The organism is Halomonas sp. MMH1-48 (assembly GCF_022348105.1).
In the GTDB taxonomy this organism is placed as follows: domain Bacteria; phylum Pseudomonadota; class Gammaproteobacteria; order Pseudomonadales; family Halomonadaceae; genus Vreelandella; species Vreelandella piezotolerans.
The window spans coordinates 155237-174003 of sequence record NZ_JAKRFL010000001.1 but is presented as its reverse complement, the minus strand read 5'-3'; the positions used below and the strand labels follow the sequence as shown (position 1 = coordinate 174003).

Below are 18767 nucleotides of genomic sequence, written 5' to 3'. Positions count from 1 at the left end.
GAGTCATTTATGTCGCATCCGTTTAGTGCGCTGTCACCTGACCTCGTCATGTCGGCAATAGAGTCAATCGGTATCTGGCCTTCAGGGGAACCCTTTGCTTTGAATAGCTATGAAAACCGTGTGCTGATGTTCCGTGATGACACGGGTGCCCGTTGGGTCGTGAAATTTTACCGGCCGGGACGTTGGTCCAACGAAGCGATCGAAGAAGAGCACGCGTTCTTAACCGAATTGACCCAGGCAGGCGTGCCTGTCGTCGCACCTTGGCGAGATGCGCATTGCAGATCTTTGCATACGTTTGGACCATTTCGTTTTGCGCTGTTTTCTCAATGCTCTGGTCAAGCGCCGGAGTTGGATAACCCGGACCACTTGTTTGCCTTAGGGGAGGTGTTAGGACGGCTTCACGAAGTGGCAGCGCAAGCCCCTTTTCAGCACCGTGACACGCTGCGGCTAGCGGAAGGTGTCAGTGATGCCGAGCGGCGTGTTCTGGCAAGCCCGTGGCTGAATGACCATCAGGCGCGCGCTTATCAACGGGTAGTGAATAAGATACGTCAACATTTAGAGAGCGTAGCGTTGAGCGCTGAGTGTATGATTCGGGCTCACGGTGACTGCCACTTAGGTAACGTATTAGGTCGTGATGGAGACTTCCATCTGGTCGATTTCGACGACTGCTTGATGGCGCCTGCCATTCAGGACGTTTGGATGCTGTTACCCATGGAAGAGCCTCAGCAGTGGCGCACGCAGCTTAGTGAAATCGTCGAGGGGTACGAAGAAACCAGGCCATTTCCGCATGAGCAAATGTCACTCATCGAGCCTTTAAGAGCGTATCGTCTCACACGACACGCGGCTTGGTTGGTTAGTCGCTGGGAAGACCCGGCTTTTCCTCGCGCATTTCCCTGGTTGGCGGAAGCGGGTTACTGGGATCAACACATACGACAGCTCGAGCAGCAGTTGCTTCAGTTAGAAACGCCATTGTGGCTGGCCTAGCATCGAACAACGATGAGGAAAGGACACAGCGACCTTTCGTATTCAACGACGAAAGGCCGCGGTATGAAAAAGTAGGCGTTAATTAGGCTGTTCAGTCGGCGCTGGGTTTTCGATACTTTGGTCAGGATCAGGACGTTCGCCAGGAATTGGGTTGGCCACGCCTTCACCATTGGCTTGACGCCGAGTCGCGTTTATCTCGGCAGAGGGGTTATCTTGCGCGGCGATCTGAATGCTTTCATCCAACGTAAGAACGAACGATTGTCCAGGTGCAAGCGTGCAGTCACCGTTACCGCAGGGGATACCATATTGGCCATCTTCGGCGTAAGCGCTCGCAGAGAATGAGCCGGAGTAAATGGCGCTTTCTGCATCATGGGTTTCAATGCAGGTGGCATCCTGCGTGGTAATACGTATGCGATCACCGTTTAGCTGTGCGCTCGCCACCAGCAAGCAATATTCAGGAAGCGCGTCTGTGGTCCCGTTAGCGGTCGTTGGATGAAGAAGAATGTCGCTATAACGTGACTGGGTATTATCGAACGCCAGAGCCTCGACGACTTCAACGCCCACCTTTGCGCCGCTTGGCAAGGTCAGCATCGACTCTTCTGCATAAGTAGGAGATACCCATAACGTACCCAGCAGGGCGGCTAGCCAAAAGGGCGATGATTTAAATGACATGGCTTACTCTCAACAGTGATACCTGCATTGTCAGCAGGAAAATGATGCCCATAGCATAGCACAGCTCCTATAGTGCCGAAGGGGGGGGCGTGTCACTCTGCCACAGCCTGCTTAGGTGCGTTAAAATAGATTAATAGGCCGTTCTTGTTGTACATAAATTTTTTAAGGTATATTTTTTGTACAGGATGGTTGTCCAAGATAGGCGTTCAGCTAGCACGCTAGGTAAGGCAGCTAAACGGATAACACTGCAAGCTAAAAATAGCTTGCCGAAAATGAGGCTCGCTGGCGCGATGACATTGCTGCAAAGCGATTGAGTGATAGCGAACAAGCACAGTTTAATGAGGCCTACCATGACCGACGACATCGCCCAACATTACCGTCACATCATTACCGCTTTGGGTGAAAACCCGGATCGCGAGGGCCTAAGAGATACGCCCAAGCGAGCCGCCAAGGCCATGCAGTTTTTGAACGCTGGTTATCACCAGTCGCTCGAAGAGATCGTCAATGGCGCCGTGTTCGAATCACAAACCGACGAAATGGTGTTGGTCAAGGATATCGAGCTCTACTCGATGTGCGAGCACCATTTGCTGCCATTTATTGGCAAGTGTCACATAGCTTACTTGCCCAGTGGCAAGGTGTTGGGTTTGTCCAAGTTCGCGCGCATCGTCGACATGTATGCGCGACGTATGCAGATTCAGGAAAACCTGACCAGAGAAATTGCAGAAGCGGTGCAGCAAGTCACCCAGGCGCGAGGAGTGGCGGTCGTCATCGAAGCTCGACACCTTTGCATGATGATGCGTGGGGTCGAAAAGCAGAACTCAAGCATGACCTCTTCCGTCATGCTGGGAGGGTTCCGCAGTAACCAAGCCACTCGCCAGGAATTTTTGACATTGATTAGTTAGGCCGAGTGGCGCTGACCTTTTGTATCAAAGGTTTGGTGAAACGCGTCGTTTCGTCTTAGCATGAACGGGTCAATGAGCCGATTAGGCCGTCATTTGGTCAGGAGTCTGTCATGGAAGCGCTGAGAGAAACGCAGCTATATTGCCCATTTGCCTATATCGATGGCAGTTGGGTAGCCGCTGACAGCGGTGAGCAAATCAACGTCACGAATCCCGCTACCGGCGAGCCAGTAGGGGATATCCCTCGACTGGGTAGAGCGGAAACCGAGCGTGCCATCGAGGCAGCCGATGCAGCACTGCCGGCATGGCGGGCGCTAACTGCTCAAGAGCGGGCGGACTTGTTGCTCAAATGGCATGATTTGATGCTCGAACATAAGCAGGATCTCGCGCTTCTCATGACGCATGAGCAAGGTAAGCCGGTCAAAGAAGCTGAAGGTGAAATCGTTTATGCTGCGAGCTTTCTACGTTGGTTTGCTGAAGAGGCTCGTCGCGTTTACGGTGAAACGATTCCTGCAGCCAATGCCAATCAGCGCATCGTCGTTACCAAGCAGCCCGTGGGTGTAGTGGGGGCGATCACTCCTTGGAACTTCCCAGCAGCGATGATTACACGCAAAGCCGCTGCCGCTCTGGCTGCTGGTTGCACGATCGTTGTCAAGCCTGCAAGCCAAACCCCGTTTTCGGCGACGGCATTGGCTCTGCTAGCCGAACGTGCAGGCATTCCTCGTGGTGTGTTCAACGTGGTGCCTGGCAGCGCGTCAGATATTGCCAAAGCGCTGACTGAGTCTCCCAAGGTGCGCAAAATCACCTTTACAGGATCGACGGAGGTGGGGCGCAAGCTAATGGCTCAAGCAGCGGAACACATCCAAAAGATTTCGCTTGAGCTGGGTGGCAATGCGCCGTTCATTGTGTTCGAAGATGCGGATTTAGACGCCGCGGTAGAAGGCGCCATGGCGGCAAAGTTTCGTAATGCGGGTCAGACATGCGTATGTACGAACCGATTTTTGGTTCAATCCAGTGTCATCAATGCGTTTTGCGAAAAACTGGCCGTTGCGATGAACAGTGAACTCAAAGTGGGGGATGGTACTAAGCCAGGCGTAAACATCGGGCCGTTAATCGATGAGAGCGCCGTGAAAAAGGTGAGCGAACACGTCCAGGATGCCGTCGATCACGGTGCCGAACTGCTGCTAGGTGGCCATCCGCACCCCTTAGGGGGCAATTACTTTACGCCTACGCTCATCAGTTTTGCCACCGATGCCATGAAAGTGGCGCATGAAGAGACGTTTGGTCCGCTTGCTGCCGTGTTTCCTTTCGATGATGAGGAAACCGCTATCGAGATGGCCAACGATACTCAGTACGGCTTGGCGTCTTACTTCTATTCCCGGGATTTGGCTCGCGTATGGCGTGTAGCAGAGGCGTTAGAATATGGCATGGTAGGCATTAATACCGGCCTTATCTCCAATGCGGCGGCACCGTTTGGTGGCGTCAAGGCGTCAGGTCTCGGCAGAGAAGGGGGACATCAGGGCTTGGAAGAGTACCTGGAAACGAAGTATCTCTGCATCGATCTTGGTAAGTAGTTCATCATAGACCTGAAAGCCCTCACTAGTGAGGGCTTTTTTAATGCAGGTGAGATGACCTGACCGTTTAGTGGCGGAAGTGACGCATGCCGGTGAAGACCATGGCAATGCCTGCTTCGTTAGCCGCATCGATCACTTCTTGGTCACGCATGGAGCCGCCAGGCTGAATGACGGCAGTGATGCCAGCGGCAGCGGCGGCGTCGATGCCGTCCCTGAAAGGGAAGAAGGCATCGGAGGCCATCACTGAGCCTGGTACGGAAAGCCCTTCATCGGCGGCTTTGATACCTGCGATCTTAGCGGAGTACACGCGGCTCATCTGTCCTGCGCCGACACCAATGGTTTGGCCCGCTTTTGCATAAACGATGGCGTTGGATTTCACGAACTTGGCAACGCGCCATGCAAAGGTGAGATCGCGCATCTCTTCGCTGGTCGGGGCGCGCTCGCTGACCACGGTGAGCGCCTCTTCAGTGACCATCCCTTGATCACGATCTTGTACCAATAGGCCGCCATTCACACGTTTAAAGTCGAATGCAGGCTGCGCAGTACCCGGCCAATGGTCGCCGACATCCAGCAAGCGGACGTTCTGTTTCTCCGCCACGATGCGGGCCGCTTCATCATGGACGCCAGGCGCAATGATGACTTCCACGAACTGGCGGTCAACGATGGCTCGCGCGGTGTCCGCATCAAGCGGCACATTAAAGGCAATGATGCCGCCAAAGGCGCTGGTGGGGTCGGTGGCAAAGGCCTTGTCGTAAGCTTCCAATGCGGTCGCGCCTACGGCGACCCCGCACGGGTTGGCGTGCTTAACGATGACACAGGCGGTCTCGTCAAAGGCTTTCACGCACTCGAATGCTGCGTCGGTATCGGCCACGTTGTTGAAAGAGAGCGGCTTGCCTTGCAGCGTTTTGGCGGTGGCTACACTAGGCTCGCTGGCGGCGGGGTCGACATAGAACGCAGCATTTTGATGCGGGTTTTCGCCGTATCGCATGTCTTGCTTTTTGTGAAGCTGCAGGTTGAAGGTGCGAGCAAAGGTGGTGCCGTCGCTGGCGACCTGGCGGCCCAGGTAGTCGGCGATGGCGCCGTCATAACCGGCGGTATGTTCGAACGCTTTAACGGCCAGGTCAAAACGCGTGGAAGCGCTGACTTGGCCCGCATTTTCGTCGAGCTCGCCAAGCACACGAGTGTAATCGTCGGCATTCACCACGATGGTGGTATAGGCATGGTTTTTGGCACAGGCGCGCACCATGGTGGGGCCGCCGATGTCGATGTTCTCGATGGCATCTTCGAGCGTGCAATCTGGTTTAGCGACCGTTGCTGCAAACGGGTACAGGTTGACGACCACCATATCGATAGGGGTGATGTCATTGTCAGCCATGACGGCATCGTCCTGGCCGCGGCGCGCCAAAATGCCGCCATGGATTTTCGGATGCAGCGTTTTGACCCGACCGTCCATGATTTCTGGAAAGCCGGTGTGTTCCGATACTTCTTTTACCGTCATTCCGTTTTCTTTCAACAAACGGTAAGTGCCGCCGGTGGAGAGCAGCTCGACGCCGTGTGCGGCAAGGCCTTGGGCAAACTCCACGATGCCGGTTTTATCGGATACGCTCAGCAGGGCGCGGCGGACGGGGGTAGGGGTGCTATCAGCCATAAGGATGCTCGTCATCTACGGGTCTAAGGTGAAAAAACGGCAACGCCCCATCAAGGGGCGTCACTTTCAATCAATCCATACTGCTTGAGTTTTTTGCGTAGCGTGCCACGGTTCAGGCCAAGTACGTCGGCGGCGCGAGTTTGATTACCGTCGGTATGCTCCATCACGCACGCTAACAGTGGGGCCTCTACTTCGGCCATCACCATGGCATATAAGTCAGATGTTTGGCTGCCATCGAGATGCTCGAAGTAACGGCGCATGGCGGTCTCTACCGCTTCTCTCAGTGGCTGTGGCTGTGCGCTGGGGGCTGCTAGCGTGCCTGAGAGTCGTGAGGAGCGTTCGCTGGAGAGCAGGTCGCGTTCAGTCATGCCGCATGGCTTCCTTTGGCTAGCAGACGCTTCGAAGCGTCCTGGGTCATGGCGTTGTGGATCCAGTCAAACTGCTCGTCAGGCGTGGTCAGAGCGTTGAACTGCTGCTTGAGCGTGCGCTGCTGGGTATTGTTAAAGCGCGTGTCGTCGTCGAGATACCAGCCGACGTGCTTGCGCGCGATGCGCACTCCCATGGTGGTGCCATAGAAGTCATGAAGTGCCTGCAGATGCTCCAGCAGGACGCTGCATCGCTCAGCCAAGCCGGGTGATGCCAAGTGCTCACCATGGGTCAGGTAATGCGTGATTTGTTGAAAAATCCACGGATTGCCCTGTGCGCCGCGGCCAACCATCACTGCATCAGCGCCAGTGTAACGCAGCACATGAGCGGCTTTCTCCGGGGTGGTGATATCGCCATTGGCAATCACGGGGATCGTGAGGTGCGATTTTATGTCGGCGATCGTGTCGTACTCGGCTTCACCAGTATAGCGCTGTTCGCGGTGACGGCCATGAATGGCCAGCGCTTGGATGCCCGCAGATTCCGCCAGCTTGGCAATACGCAGTGCATTGTTAGAAGCGGCACACCAACCGGTGCGTATCTTGAGCGTGACGGGGATGTCCACCGCTTTCACAACGGCATCTAAAATCTCGGCGACCAGCGTTTCATCACGCATGAGGGCTGAGCCAGCGGCTTTGTTGCACACTTTTTTTGCCGGGCACCCCATATTGATGTCGATGATTTGCGCGCCTAGTTCGACATTGAGTCTCGCCGCCTGCGCCAGCATCTCGGCATCCCCGCCAGCGACCTGTACGACCCGTGGGTCGGGTTCGCCCTGATGATCCATACGTAGCTGGGATTTGCGCGTGTGCCAAAGCGAAGGGTCTGACGTGACCATCTCTCCCACGACCCAGCCCGCGCCTAACCGACGGCATAGCTGGCGAAATGGGCGATCAGTGACGCCCGCCATCGGGGCCAGCATGACCGGGTTAGGCAGTTGGTAAGGCCCAATCGCAGGTGGCGAAGTAGTCATCAACGTCATTGCGGTATACTTTGCTAGGCATGAAAGCGGCGAGTAGGGCGTTTCAAGGGAGCGTATGATACGCCTACTCGGCAAGCTATTGAAGGCCAATCCCGATTTTATGCGGGGCGACGGCCTGTCAAACGCACCCAGCCCTCTCGAAGGGTAGGCTCATCCATGTAGAGCCCTTGTGCTTCGTAGGCTTCTCGTACTTCGGTGGCTTGGTTGGCCAGTATGCCTGATAGCGCGATACGGCCACCAGGGGCCACGTGTCCAGCAATCGTATTGGATAGCTCGACCAGTGGGCCTGCTAAAATGTTGGCTGTAACGATGGGGTAGGGGCCGCCTTCCAACTGTTCAGGGTAACAGAGAGTGAACTGCTGGGCGTCGATGGCATTGCGCTCGGCATTGTCACGGCTAGCCTGCAATGCTTGCGGGTCGATATCCGTGCCATCGGCGTGGGAGGCGCCTAGCTTCAAGGCCGCAATGGCGAGAATGCCAGAGCCACAGCCGACGTCCAGCACATCTTTGCCCTGCAGTTCATGGTTTACCGCTAAACCATCCAGCCACTCGAGACACAGCGCGGTGGTCGGATGAGTGCCGGTCCCGAACGCAAGGCCCGGGTCGAGGATCAGATTGACCGCGCCCGCCTCGGGCGGCTCATGCCAACTCGGCACGATCCATAGTCGTTCCCCCATGCGCAGCGGCGTGAAGTCATCCATCCACTCCCGCTCCCAGTCGCGGTCTGCTAGCAGTTCGTACTCGATGGCCGGACAGGGTTCACCTGGCATCTGTTCTGCCCAAGCCGCTTCAATACGGCTCAGCATGCCATCGATCCCATCTAGATCGTCGTAAAGCCCCGTCAATATGGTGTCTTGCCATAGCGGTGTCGTGCCGCGCTCGGGTTCGAAGACCGGGTCGTCGTGGGCATCTTGCATACCAATTGCCGTCGCGCCCTCTTCGAGCAGCAATTCTTCGAGAAGCTCGGCTTGTTCGGGAGCGACGTGTGCTTTTAATTGCAGCCAGGGCATGGGGAGTCTCCACGGCGAATAAGGAAGAAACAAACGGGCGATATCATCAAGACGACATCACGAAGCGGGTACATTAGCGGAATGATAGGGGCCGCCTCACGAAAATGCCCGCCAAGAGGCGGGCATCGTCGCCACCAAAAGATTAGCTGCTCAGCTTTTTCTCGAGGTAGTGGATATTGACACCGCCCTGGCGGAAGTAGCTATCGCGGACCAGGTCTTTCTGCAGGTCGATATTGGTTTTGATGCCTTCGACCAGCAGCTCGTCGAGTGCGTTGCGCATGCGCGTCAAGGCGATGTCGCGGTCAGCGCCCCAGGTAATCAACTTACCGATCAAGGAGTCGTAATGCGGCGGTACGGTGTAGCCGGTATACAGGTGTGAGTCCATGCGAACGCCGAGCCCACCAGGCGCGTGAAACAGGGTCACCTTGCCGGGAGACGGCATGAAGGTGCGCGAATCTTCAGCGTTAATACGACATTCGAACGCATGGCCGTTCAGCTTCACATCTTCCTGGCGAATCGACAGGGGTAGGCCAGCTGCAATGCGCAGCTGCTCTTTGACGATATCGACACCCGTCACCATTTCCGTCACCGGGTGCTCGACCTGAACACGGGTGTTCATTTCGATGAAGAAGAATTCACCATCTTCGTAGAGGAATTCGAAAGTGCCCGCGCCGCGATAGTTGATCTCGATACACGCTTGGCGACAAGCGTCGAGTACTTTCGCGCGCGCGTCAGGATCAAGGCCTGGCGCAGGTGCTTCTTCTAACACTTTCTGATGTCGACGCTGCAGCGAACAGTCGCGGTCATAGAGGTGAATGGCATTCCCCTGGCCGTCAGCCAATACCTGCACCTCCACATGGCGAGGCTTCTCTAGAAACTTCTCCATGTAGACCGTTCCGTCGCCGAAGGCTGCATGGGCTTCGGTTTGCGTGACGGTAATGGCAGACAGTAAGTGGCCTTCGGTGTGCACCACGCGCATACCGCGGCCGCCGCCACCCGCCGCTGCCTTGATGATCACCGGATAGCCAATGCGCTTCGCTGTGGCCAAGTTGGTGGCGTCATCGTCGCCAAGCGGCCCATCGGAGCCAGGCACAGTGGGAACGCCCGCCGCTTTCATGGCGTTGATAGCGCTCACTTTGTCGCCCATCAAGCGGATGGTCTCAGCGCGCGGGCCGATGAAGGTGAACCCCGAGCGCTCTACCTGCTCGGCAAAGTTGGCATTCTCAGAGAGAAAGCCATAACCGGGGTGAATGGCGCTCGAATCAGTGACTTCCGCCGCGCTGATCAACGCCGGGATGTTTAAGTACGACTGCGCTGATGAGGCGGGGCCGATACACACGGCTTCATCGGCGAGACGAACGTGCATCAGTTCGCGATCTGCCTTGGAGTGAACCGCTACGGTTTTGATCCCGAGTTCTTTGCAGGCGCGTAAGATACGAAGGGCAATCTCGCCGCGGTTCGCGATAAGTACCTTGTCCAGCATGGGAGAATCCACCCGTGTTGATATGAAAGATTAAGCGAGGACGATCATCGGTTGATCGAATTCCACTGGCTCGCCATCTTCCACTAGGATGGCCTCGACCACGCCATCGCGGTCAGCTTCGATTTGGTTCATCATTTTCATGGCTTCGACGATACAAACGGTATCGCCTTGCTTCACGGTGTCGCCCACTTCAACGAAGGCTTTGGCACCCGGTGCCGGGCTGCGGTAAAAGGTGCCTACCATGGGGGAGTTGACGGCTTCACCACGGTAGCTGGCACCCTGAGGCTCGGCTTCGGCCGGCGAAGTGGCTGCCGATGCTTGAGGAGCTGCCGGTGCGGGCTGCGCGTACTGCGGCATTGGCTGCGGCTGCCAAACGGCGCCATTGGGGTGACGGCTAATACGAACCGACTCTTCACCTTCTTGAATTTCGATTTCGCTGATATTGGACTCTTCCAGCAGCTCGATTAGTTTTTTGACTTTGCGAATATCCATCCGTAGGCCCCAAAAGTTGATCAAATTAGCACGTTGTCACAGGCCGACTAGGCCCGTATCGCGTGGCGCTCGCAAGCGCAGTAAACCAAATTCAAAAACGAAGAGAACGAGGCACGATCTCGAACGTTACCCCACGCTCATCGCTAAAAGATGCATTTTTAGCAAATATGGCTGCGGAGTTTGCCGAAAAACTCTACCAGTGTCTAGTATCCACCTAAAGAGGAGCAAATTTTGCGATTTAAACAATTGTTTGACGACGTTCGCGACACAGTGGCTGTAAAGGTGTGCTGAAGCGCTGTCGTTTAGCGTGTTGCCTGTCTAGCTCTCTTGCCAGCGTTTGAAGGCATTTAAATGCTGCACGAGGGCTCCGGCAGACACCTCCCCTTGGATACGCGCTTCACGCACTTCTTGCCCTTGGTCAAACAGTAGCAGGCTAGGAGGACCAAAGAGTTGGAAATGATCGAGTAGTTCTCGGCTCTGCGTATTGGTCTTCGTGACATCGACCGAAATGAGTTGAAAATCGTTCAACGCCTCGGCGACTTGCGGAGTCGGGTAGACATCACGCTCCATGAGTTTGCACGATATACACCAATCGGCAGTGAAGTGTGCAAATACGGGACGTCCTTCGTGTGAGGCTTGCGCTAGGACAGCCTCTAGCGCATCGAGACTGTCGACGTCTTCAAATTCTAGCGTGTCCACGGCCTGGGCAGTGCCAGAGGTAGTGGCCGCCAGAGGGCGAAGCGGGTTGCTACTGCCCTGAGCCGCGCCAAGCACCAGAGCGACCCCCCATGCCAGTAGCATCAAGCCTAGCGTTTGGCGCACTTTGGCCCAGCCAGATGTGCTTGCCGTCGTGAGAGCGCCAAGTGCAAGTGCGCTGCCGATGGCTAGCGCCGCCCACAGCAAGAGCGCCACTGAGGGGGCGATCAAACGCTCGACCATCCAAACGGCAACGCCGAGTAATAACAGGCCAAACGCAATTTTGACGCCATTCATCCAGCCGCCAGAGCGTGGCATTAGTGTGGCGCCAAACGTGCCGACGAGCAATAGTGGGACCCCCATGCCGAGCCCTAGTGCAAACAGCACGGCGCCGCCCATGGCGGCATCTCCGGTTGAGGAGATGAATACTAATGCGCCCGCAAGGGGGGCCGTGACGCAAGGTGATACCACCAGTACCGATAGCGCGCCGGCAGCGGCGAGACCAAGTGGGCCGCTGCGCTGGGCGCGTGCTTGCCAGGTGTCTACTTTACCGGCAAGACGTGGCGAGACACGTAGATCGAACGCACCAAACATCGCCAACGCAAAAAGGCTAAACAGAATGGCGAAGGTGATCAGAACCGGTGCAGACTGTAAATGTGCCTGGAGGTTCAGCCCCGCGCCAAATAGGCCCATCAATACGCCCACCAGCGCATAAGTGACGGACATGCCAAGTACGTAGCTGGCAGAAAGTAAGAAAGCACGGGGTTTGGTGGGGTTCTGTCCAACGACGATGGACGCCAGGATTGGGATCATGGGCAGCACGCAGGGGGTAAAGGTAAGACCGATACCCGCGAGAAAAAAGAGCCCAAGAGCGAGCGGTAAACTGGTATTGCTGATGAGCGCGCTGAATTGGCTATCCTCACTTTGCGGCGCAGCGAAGCCAATGTTTCCGCCCGCTAGTGACGCTGAGTCGTTTGATGCGGATTCGACTGAAGCAGCCGACGTTGATGCGCTTGATGTTTTCTCGTTTTGCCAGTGGGCAAATACGCTGGGGGGCGACGCTTCAGCAGCCGTCAAGGTAATTTGCTCTGGCGGGTAGCACAGCCCTGCATCGGCACATCCCTGAAAGGTCAACGCGATGTCGATAGGACCGCTATATGGTTGGCTAAGCGGGATATCGAACACTACTTTTTCGCGGAAAACGTACACGTCTCCCATGAATTCATCAGTAGTAAAGATGCCCTGTGGCAGGGTGGGCGTACCGAGTTCAATGGAGGGTTGCTCGCTTGTGACCGACAGCTGATGACGGTAAAGATAGTAGGCATCGGCAATGTCGAAGCCAACGCTCAGCGTTTCCCCATCGTGCCATGCGCTCGGCTGAAACGCTTCCATGACGGGCAAGAAGTCGCTGTCGCTGCTGGAAGAGAACCACTGCCCGTGGGCGAATAGAGGTAGCCAACAGAGCATGAAAAACAAGCTGAAACGTCGCATGAGTGGCACGTAGAGTATCCTTACGCAGTGATATCGAAAGGGTGCAAAAGAGCAGGATAACGCACCTGTCGAGGTTGGCGTACTGTCTGCGGTGACGTGACGCGGTCCTACGCCGTTCATCCCTACGTAAAAGGCCGCCTCGAGAGGCGGCCTTTCATAGGGCAGTGAGGCTTATGCTTTCTTGTAAGCAGCGGCCGATTTTTCGATGGCTTTACGCGCAGCTTCTACGCCTTCCCAAGACTCGACTTTCACCCACTTGCCTTTTTCGAGGTCTTTGTAGTTCTCGAAGAAGTGTGCGATTTGTTGGCGCAACAGTTCGGGCAGATCGGTCACTTCCTGAACGTCGTCATACAGCGATGAAAGTTTCGGGTGCGGTACGCAGACCAGTTTGGCATCTTCACCCGCTTCATCGGTCATGTTCAAGATGCCCACCGGGCGTGCGCGAATGATGCTGCCGGGCGCGACAGGGTGAGGAGTGACGACCAGGGCGTCCAAGGGGTCGCCGTCATCTGCCAGAGTATGCGGAATGAAGCCGTAGTTGGCCGGGTAGAACATGGGTGTAGCCATGAAACGATCAACGAGGAGGGCACCCATATCCTTGTCGATTTCGTACTTAATCGGCGCGTGGTTAGCAGGAATTTCAATGGCCACGTAGATATCGTTGGGCAAATCCTTTCCAGCGGGGATGTTATCAAAGTTCATCGTTGGTTCCTTGGCTTGGCTTTTCTTACCTAGTGCAGATTGCAGTAGCTAAGCAGTTGATGCATTGCATTAATGGTGAAGAATTATACGAACAAGGTCGATAGATTACCAATGCGACATAGGTGTTTGCCGTCACATACCCGCATCGATGGCAGCTTGACCTTCCTCGGCGATCTCGGTGGCGTCTCTTGGTGCATTGGCTGGGTAGTGGGCATGGCAGGGTGTCTTTTTGTGCTACTCTCGACGTTTGGTGGGCATCGCTTCGTCATGCCAGCATGTATGATAGCGCTTGATGCAGTAAGGATCGCGAGAAGTGCTCGCAATGATCGTTGCGATGGTGAGCCGTAAGTCTAGGAGGATGAGTTGGCGCACGCCCAGTTGCTAATGAGTTATGGACAAGCGTTCGTAGCCCCAGAACGCCGGCAGCACCGCAGTTCAATGTCGGTACGCCTACCAGAAGCGCCGCTGTTGAAGTTAAAGGGCGGCTGCGCAGTGATTAGTGACTCGATTTCTCGCAATACGATGGCGAAGCAGGCGGGGGATTTGAGCGTGCGCGGATTTCTCGCCGATTATTACTCCACGCCTGACCACTGGGACACCAAGACGTCGGCAACCCGCGTGCTACGTGCGTTGAATAGTTGGTGTTACAGCCAGAGCCAGCATGTCAAAGAGGGTAGCTTCGTCTCGTCGCTCTCGGCCATGGTGTTTTTAGGTCGCGAAGGTCATCTGTTTCACATGGGAGATACGCTGGTCTTTCGCCTGCGAGGTGCCGAGTTTGAGCAGCTTACCCGTGATCACGTGACCGATGTGGGTGGGTATCGCTACCCCTCTCGCGCGTTAGGCATGGATGGCAGCGTCGATATCGATTACACCCATCTGGGCTTGAAGCAGGGTGACTTGTTCGTTTTCACCACTCAGGCCGTGCGCGGCACCTTGATGCCCTCTGATTATGTGCGGCTCATTCGCCAAGATGCTAGCGACCTAGATGCTGCTTGCGAGCGCTTGGCTGGCGAGGCAAAGCAGCGCGCGCAAGAGCGAGGGTATGGCGGCGATCAATTTTGCTTCCAATTACTCCGCATCGACGAACTGCCGGAGGAGGCAACCGATCACCCCAGCTTACTATATGGCGACCTGCCCATTCCTCCCGAATTGGCTCCCGGCGAGCGTCTAGATGGGTTGGAGGTGCAGGCCGTGCTGTCACGCAATGCACAGTCGAGGGTGTATCGCGTCCGCGATGTCTACAGTGATCGTGTCATGGTGATGAAGGCACCAAGCCCCGAGCTATCGTTGCGTAACGCCTATCTAGAGCACTTTTTGCTGCAGCAGTGGGTGGTCGAGCGGGTGAACTCCCCCTTTGTCGTCAAGGTCATGGAACCATCACGCCCGCGAAGATACCTCTATTACCTCATGCAGAACGTAGAAGGTGAGACGCTGCGTCAATGGGCCGAGCGGCACCCCCAGGCCAGTCTTGCTCAGCGTTTGGATATCGCTAACCAGTTGGGTAAGGCGGTCCAAGCCCTGCACCATCGCGACATCATTCACCAACAGATCATGCCTGACAACGTGCTTATCGACTCGCACGGTAAGCTCGTGCTCGCTGACTTTAGTGCTTGCCATATGCGAGAGGTCGATGGACACCGCCACTCGGGCGAGCTGCTTCGTCAAATCGGTTTCAACGAACATACAGCTCCAGAGTATGCGCTTGGCGACAGCGTGGGTCGCCGCAGCGACCAGTATTCGTTGGCTTCTACGGTCTACTGGCTTTTGACCGGGGCATTACCTTATACGCTTACCCCCAATAAGTTGCGTTGCCATACCGATCTGGAAGAGCTCAGCTACCGTAGCGCTCGTACCACCAATCCAGAGATTACCCCTGCGCTTGACGAGGCGCTGCGTCGCGCGCTGGACCCGCAACGGCCACTGCGTTTTCGACGGATGTCGGAGTTCCTTCACGCGCTGAGGCTACCCCTGGGGCGTGCTGTGCAACGCGAAGAGCCCCGCACCGAGTCTCGACGCTTTTGGCAGGGCGTGGCGGGTATTTTGCTGCTGCTGTTGGTGCTTTCGTGGCTGCTGCGCTAGGCACGTTTCAAGCGCATACTGCGAATGTCAAAAGGGCGATGACACGAGTCATCGCCCTTTTATCTTTCGCCATCTCTGATGTTAGAACAGAGGTTACAGCGTGAAGGTTGGCAACTTCTGTTCCACTTTCGCAAGCTTCAACTTGGTGACTTTCGGAAGACCATTCTCGAACGGCGGAAAATCTTCGCCCTGGATCAGCGGTGATAAGTAGTCACGGCACGCTTGGGTAATATCGAAACCGCTGTCGCTGATAAAGTCGCGGGGCATGAACTTCTCTTGGTTGGCGATTTGCGATAGCGGAGCAGAAATCACGTCCCACTGGTACGGGCTTTGTGAGATGCGGCGTATGGCCGGCATCATGGAGTTTTTGCCCGCCAGCGCCAGCGTGACCGCTTCACGGCCAACGGCATAAGCTTGTTCAACATCGGTTTTGGAAGCCAAGTGACGCGCCGCACGCTGCAGGTAGTCGGCCACGGCCCAATGGTATTTGTAGCCCAGGTCCTGCTTGATCATGCCGGCCAGGGTGGGCGCCACGCCGCCTAGCTGGCGGTGACCAAAGGCATCGGTATTGCCTGCATCCGCAAGGAAAGTGCCATCTTCGTAGCGCGCGCCTTCCGACACCACGATCACGCAGTAGCCAAATTTTTTGACGCTTTCATCGACTCGCGCCATGACCGCTTTACGGTTAAATGCCACTTCCGGGAAGATAATCAGGTGCGGTGGCTCGCCTTCTCCTTCGCCAGCCAGGCCTCCAGCCGCAGCAATCCAGCCCGCATGGCGTCCCATCACTTCCAGTACGAACACCTTGGTCGAGGTGGCGCACATGGACGCGATATCCAGCGACGCTTCCCGGGTCGAGGTGGCGATGTACTTCGCGACGCTGCCGAAACCAGGGCTGTTATCCGTGATGGGAAGATCATTGTCGACGGTTTTGGGAACGTGAATGGCCGTCAGCGGATACCCTAGTTTTTCGGAGAGCTGCGAGACTTTTAGGCAGGTATCGGCACTGTCGCCACCGCCGTTGTAGAAGAAATAGCGAATGTCGTGCGCTTTGAAAACCTCGATAAGACGCTCGTACTGCGCGCGGTGCGTATCGATGTCTTTCAGCTTGTAGCGACAAGAGCCAAACGCTCCGCCCGGGGTGTGTCGCAGAGCGGCAATGGCGTCATCGCTCTCCTGAGTGACATCGATCAAATCTTCCGTCAGTGCACCAATAATGCCGTTATGGCCGGCATACACCTTGCCGATCTGATCAGGGGCTTGCCGGCAAGCTTCGATAACGCCACAGGCGCTGGCATTGATGACGGCGGTAACGCCACCGGACTGGGCGTAAAAGGCATTATGCTGGGCCATGGAAACGTCTCATCTCCTCAAAACGGGTGGGATATCACATTGTGGCGGCAAGCGTTGGCTGCATTGCTTGCCTGAGAGCCAAGCGCTCGTAAATGACGTAAAGTTTATCGTAAAGCCATTTTTGGTGCATTAGATGCTGTTTCAAAAGCGCTGCTGGCGGATTTATTCATCGCCGCCATCTAGCGCTTGTTCACGCTGAGCCAGCCGCCAGCCGCCTAAGTCTTTGTAGCGGTTGACCATGGCGCAAAACAGTTCGGCCGTTCGCTCGGTGTCATAGCGTGCCGAGTGGGCCGCCTTGTTGTCGAACTCGATCCCCGCGGCACGGCACGCTCTGGCGAGCACGGTTTGTCCATACACAAACCCCGCCAACGTCGCCGTGTCGAAACTGGAAAAGGGGTGAAACGGATTGCGCTTGACGTTGCAGCGGTTGGCCGCTGCATTCAAAAAGCCATGGTCGAATGCCGCATTGTGACCCACGAGTATCGCCCGGGAACAGCCGTGCGCCTTTAGCGATTTGCGTATGGGTCGAAATATTTCCCCTAGTGCTTCGGCCTCGCTCAACGCAACGTGCCGACGAAGCGGGTCATCCAGATTGATGCCGGTGAAATCCAACGCTGATTGCTCGACGTTGGCGCCTTCAAAAGGGTGAACATGATACGCGTAGGTGGCATCAGGCAGTAAATTGCCGTCGGGGTCCATGGTGAGTGTGACCGCTGCAATCTCCAACACGGCGTCCGTTTGGGCGTTAAACCCACCTGTCTCCAAATCAATGACAACCGGTAAGTAACTGCGAAAACGCTGGGCCATCAATTCGCGGGCAATTGCCTCGCTCATGCAGCTCTCCTTAGTAAAGCGAGTAGTCGGTCAGGGGTAGCGGTCAAGCTAGCCGCTAGGGTTTGGGTGATTCTAGCAGCTTTACCCCCAAGGCGTCGTTGACGGTATTCGCTGGGCATCGAGAACGCTATACTGACAGTTTGAATGAACAAGTAGTGCGTAAGGGCGCTACTCCTTCTGGTGAACTGCTTTTTACAAGGAGCAAAGAATGTCCGATGTCAAAAAGGTTGTGCTGGCATATTCAGGCGGCCTGGACACATCCGTTATCGTCAAGTGGTTGCAAGAAACCTACAACTGCGAGGTTGTGACCTTTACTGCCGACATCGGTCAGGGTGAAGAAGTCGAGCCTGCCCGCGCCAAGGCTCAGGCTCTCGGCGTCAAAGAGATTTACATCGAAGATCTACGCGAAGAGTTCGTGCGTGACTACGTCTTTCCGATGTTTCGTGCCAATACCATCTATGAAGGTGAGTACCTGCTGGGCACCTCCATCGCTCGCCCGCTGATCGCCAAGCGCCTGATCGAAATCGCCAATGAAACCGGCGCCGATGCCATCTCCCATGGCGCAACGGGTAAAGGTAACGATCAAGTGCGTTTCGAACTAGGCGGTTACGCGCTAAAGCCGGGCGTTAAAGTCATTGCTCCCTGGCGCGAGTGGGACCTGACGTCTCGCGAAAAGCTGATGGCTTACTGCGAAGAGCACAGCATCCCGGTGGATTTCTCCAACAAGAAAAAGAAATCTCCCTACTCCATGGACGCCAACCTGCTGCACATCTCCTATGAAGGCGGCATTCTGGAAGATCCGTGGGCGGAAGCCGAAGAGGACATGTGGCGCTGGAGTGTTTCTCCCGAAGCTGCGCCCGAGCAGCCCACTTACGTTGAGCTGACGTTCGAGAAAGGCGACATCGTGGCCATCGATGGCGAAACGATGAAGCCGCACGAAGTGCTCGAAAAGCTCAACAAGCTGGGCGGCGACAACGGTATCGGACGTTTGGATATCGTCGAAAACCGCTACGTGGGCATGAAGTCGCGGGGTTGCTACGAAACGCCGGGAGGTACGATCATGCTGCGTGCCCACCGTGCGATCGAATCACTGACGCTGGATCGTGAAGAAGCGCATCTTAAAGATCAGCTCATGCCCAAGTATGCCGAAGTAATCTACAACGGCTATTGGTGGAGCCCTGAACGCCGCATGCTGCAAGCTGCTATCGACGAGACGCAGAAGAGTGTTTCTGGCGTGGTGCGTATGAAGCTGTACAAAGGCAACGCAACGGTCGTTGGCCGTAAATCCGAGCAGTCTCTGTTCGATGAGTCCATTGCCACGTTTGAAGACGACGCGGGTGCGTATAACCAAAAAGACGCCGAAGGCTTCATTAAGCTGAACGCGCTGCGTCTGCGTATTGCCGCTGGCAAAGGCCGTCAGCAGAGCTAGCGTTGAGCGGTGGCCA

At 56.0% G+C, this 18767-nt stretch carries 16 protein-coding genes; 5 read left to right on the top strand and 11 right to left on the bottom strand.

Annotated features, from left to right (window positions below):
- Positions 1-9: 9 nt before the first annotated feature.
- Positions 10-984, top strand: a complete 975-nt coding sequence (locus MHM37_RS00845; RefSeq protein ID WP_153843381.1) for a serine/threonine protein kinase — start codon at positions 10-12, stop codon at positions 982-984.
- A 78-nt stretch (positions 985-1062) separates the two neighbouring features.
- Here the strand turns inward: MHM37_RS00845 and MHM37_RS00840 are convergent, their stop codons facing one another.
- Positions 1063-1656 (bottom strand): hypothetical protein, encoded by a 594-nt coding sequence (locus MHM37_RS00840; protein ID WP_239295706.1) that lies wholly within the window; start codon positions 1654-1656, stop codon positions 1063-1065.
- A gap of 350 nt (positions 1657-2006) precedes the next feature.
- Between MHM37_RS00840 and folE the strand changes: the two genes are divergently transcribed.
- Together folE and MHM37_RS00830 are read left to right on the top strand one after the other, a co-directional pair.
- Entirely contained in the window at positions 2007-2558 is a 552-nt protein-coding gene (gene folE, locus MHM37_RS00835; RefSeq protein ID WP_139527385.1) for a GTP cyclohydrolase I FolE, read from the top strand.
- 110 nt (positions 2559-2668) lie between these two features.
- Positions 2669-4129, top strand: coding sequence for an NAD-dependent succinate-semialdehyde dehydrogenase (locus MHM37_RS00830; RefSeq protein WP_239295707.1), 1461 nt, complete (start codon positions 2669-2671; stop codon positions 4127-4129).
- 67 nt (positions 4130-4196) lie between these two features.
- Here the strand turns inward: MHM37_RS00830 and purH are convergent, their stop codons facing one another.
- The 8 genes from purH to ppa all read right to left on the bottom strand — a co-directional run bounded on the left by purH (position 4197) and on the right by ppa (position 13056).
- Positions 4197-5777, bottom strand: coding sequence for a bifunctional phosphoribosylaminoimidazolecarboxamide formyltransferase/IMP cyclohydrolase (gene purH, locus MHM37_RS00825; RefSeq protein WP_239295708.1), 1581 nt, complete (start codon positions 5775-5777; stop codon positions 4197-4199).
- Between the two features lie 50 nt (positions 5778-5827).
- Positions 5828-6145 (bottom strand): DNA-binding transcriptional regulator Fis, encoded by a 318-nt coding sequence (fis, locus tag MHM37_RS00820; RefSeq protein ID WP_239295709.1) that lies wholly within the window; start codon positions 6143-6145, stop codon positions 5828-5830.
- Positions 6142-7182, bottom strand: a complete 1041-nt coding sequence (dusB, locus tag MHM37_RS00815) for a tRNA dihydrouridine synthase DusB (protein WP_239295710.1) — start codon at positions 7180-7182, stop codon at positions 6142-6144. The genes fis and dusB overlap by 4 nt, the downstream gene beginning before the upstream one ends.
- A 98-nt stretch (positions 7183-7280) precedes the next feature.
- Positions 7281-8192: a 50S ribosomal protein L11 methyltransferase gene (prmA, locus tag MHM37_RS00810; protein WP_139527390.1), complete on the bottom strand. Its 912-nt coding sequence runs from the start codon at positions 8190-8192 to the stop codon at positions 7281-7283.
- Between the two features lie 142 nt (positions 8193-8334).
- On the bottom strand, positions 8335-9675 hold the full coding sequence (accC, locus tag MHM37_RS00805) for an acetyl-CoA carboxylase biotin carboxylase subunit (protein ID WP_139527391.1): 1341 nt from the start codon (positions 9673-9675) through the stop codon (positions 8335-8337).
- A 30-nt stretch (positions 9676-9705) separates the two neighbouring features.
- The gene (accB, locus tag MHM37_RS00800; protein ID WP_139527392.1) at positions 9706-10167 is read right to left on the bottom strand and encodes an acetyl-CoA carboxylase biotin carboxyl carrier protein; all 462 of its coding nucleotides are present in this window, start codon (positions 10165-10167) and stop codon (positions 9706-9708) included.
- 318 nt (positions 10168-10485) lie between these two features.
- The gene (gene dsbD / locus MHM37_RS00795; RefSeq protein ID WP_239295711.1) at positions 10486-12354 is read right to left on the bottom strand and encodes a protein-disulfide reductase DsbD; all 1869 of its coding nucleotides are present in this window, start codon (positions 12352-12354) and stop codon (positions 10486-10488) included.
- Between the two features lie 171 nt (positions 12355-12525).
- On the bottom strand, positions 12526-13056 hold the full coding sequence (gene ppa / locus MHM37_RS00790) for an inorganic diphosphatase (protein ID WP_139527394.1): 531 nt from the start codon (positions 13054-13056) through the stop codon (positions 12526-12528).
- A gap of 363 nt (positions 13057-13419) precedes the next feature.
- Between ppa and MHM37_RS00785 the strand changes: the two genes are divergently transcribed.
- Positions 13420-15135, top strand: coding sequence for a bifunctional protein-serine/threonine kinase/phosphatase (locus MHM37_RS00785; RefSeq protein ID WP_139527395.1), 1716 nt, complete (start codon positions 13420-13422; stop codon positions 15133-15135).
- Between the two features lie 93 nt (positions 15136-15228).
- Here the strand turns inward: MHM37_RS00785 and MHM37_RS00780 are convergent, their stop codons facing one another.
- Positions 15229-16488, bottom strand: coding sequence for a 6-phosphofructokinase (locus MHM37_RS00780; protein ID WP_239295712.1), 1260 nt, complete (start codon positions 16486-16488; stop codon positions 15229-15231).
- 162 nt (positions 16489-16650) lie between these two features.
- Positions 16651-17322 carry a ribonuclease T gene (rnt, locus tag MHM37_RS00775; RefSeq protein WP_139527398.1) on the bottom strand — a complete coding sequence of 224 codons (672 nt, stop codon included), beginning with the start codon at positions 17320-17322 and terminating at the stop codon, positions 16651-16653.
- A 208-nt stretch (positions 17323-17530) separates the two neighbouring features.
- Here rnt and MHM37_RS00770 point away from each other — a divergent pair, with 208 nt between their 5' ends.
- Positions 17531-18751: an argininosuccinate synthase gene (locus tag MHM37_RS00770; protein WP_139527400.1), complete on the top strand. Its 1221-nt coding sequence runs from the start codon at positions 17531-17533 to the stop codon at positions 18749-18751.
- The last annotated feature ends 16 nt before the right edge of the window (positions 18752-18767 follow it).

What these genes read in the sequence shown, in the direction of transcription:
- MHM37_RS00840 (WP_239295706.1), bottom strand. Translation starts at nt 1,656, where the DNA reads ATGTCATTTAAATCATCGCCCTTTTGGCTAGCCGCCCTGCTGGGTACG.
- accC (WP_139527391.1), bottom strand. Translation starts at nt 9,675, where the DNA reads ATGCTGGACAAGGTACTTATCGCGAACCGCGGCGAGATTGCCCTTCGT.
- MHM37_RS00845 (WP_153843381.1), top strand. Translation starts at nt 10, where the DNA reads ATGTCGCATCCGTTTAGTGCGCTGTCACCTGACCTCGTCATGTCGGCA.
- fis (WP_239295709.1), bottom strand. Translation starts at nt 6,145, where the DNA reads ATGACTGAACGCGACCTGCTCTCCAGCGAACGCTCCTCACGACTCTCA.
- MHM37_RS00770 (WP_139527400.1), top strand. Translation starts at nt 17,531, where the DNA reads ATGTCCGATGTCAAAAAGGTTGTGCTGGCATATTCAGGCGGCCTGGAC.
- ppa (WP_139527394.1), bottom strand. Translation starts at nt 13,056, where the DNA reads ATGAACTTTGATAACATCCCCGCTGGAAAGGATTTGCCCAACGATATC.
- dsbD (WP_239295711.1), bottom strand. Translation starts at nt 12,354, where the DNA reads ATGCGACGTTTCAGCTTGTTTTTCATGCTCTGTTGGCTACCTCTATTC.
- rnt (WP_139527398.1), bottom strand. Translation starts at nt 17,322, where the DNA reads ATGAGCGAGGCAATTGCCCGCGAATTGATGGCCCAGCGTTTTCGCAGT.
- purH (WP_239295708.1), bottom strand. Translation starts at nt 5,777, where the DNA reads ATGGCTGATAGCACCCCTACCCCCGTCCGCCGCGCCCTGCTGAGCGTA.
- dusB (WP_239295710.1), bottom strand. Translation starts at nt 7,182, where the DNA reads ATGACGTTGATGACTACTTCGCCACCTGCGATTGGGCCTTACCAACTG.
- MHM37_RS00830 (WP_239295707.1), top strand. Translation starts at nt 2,669, where the DNA reads ATGGAAGCGCTGAGAGAAACGCAGCTATATTGCCCATTTGCCTATATC.
- MHM37_RS00780 (WP_239295712.1), bottom strand. Translation starts at nt 16,488, where the DNA reads ATGGCCCAGCATAATGCCTTTTACGCCCAGTCCGGTGGCGTTACCGCC.
- accB (WP_139527392.1), bottom strand. Translation starts at nt 10,167, where the DNA reads ATGGATATTCGCAAAGTCAAAAAACTAATCGAGCTGCTGGAAGAGTCC.
- folE (WP_139527385.1), top strand. Translation starts at nt 2,007, where the DNA reads ATGACCGACGACATCGCCCAACATTACCGTCACATCATTACCGCTTTG.
- prmA (WP_139527390.1), bottom strand. Translation starts at nt 8,192, where the DNA reads ATGCCCTGGCTGCAATTAAAAGCACACGTCGCTCCCGAACAAGCCGAG.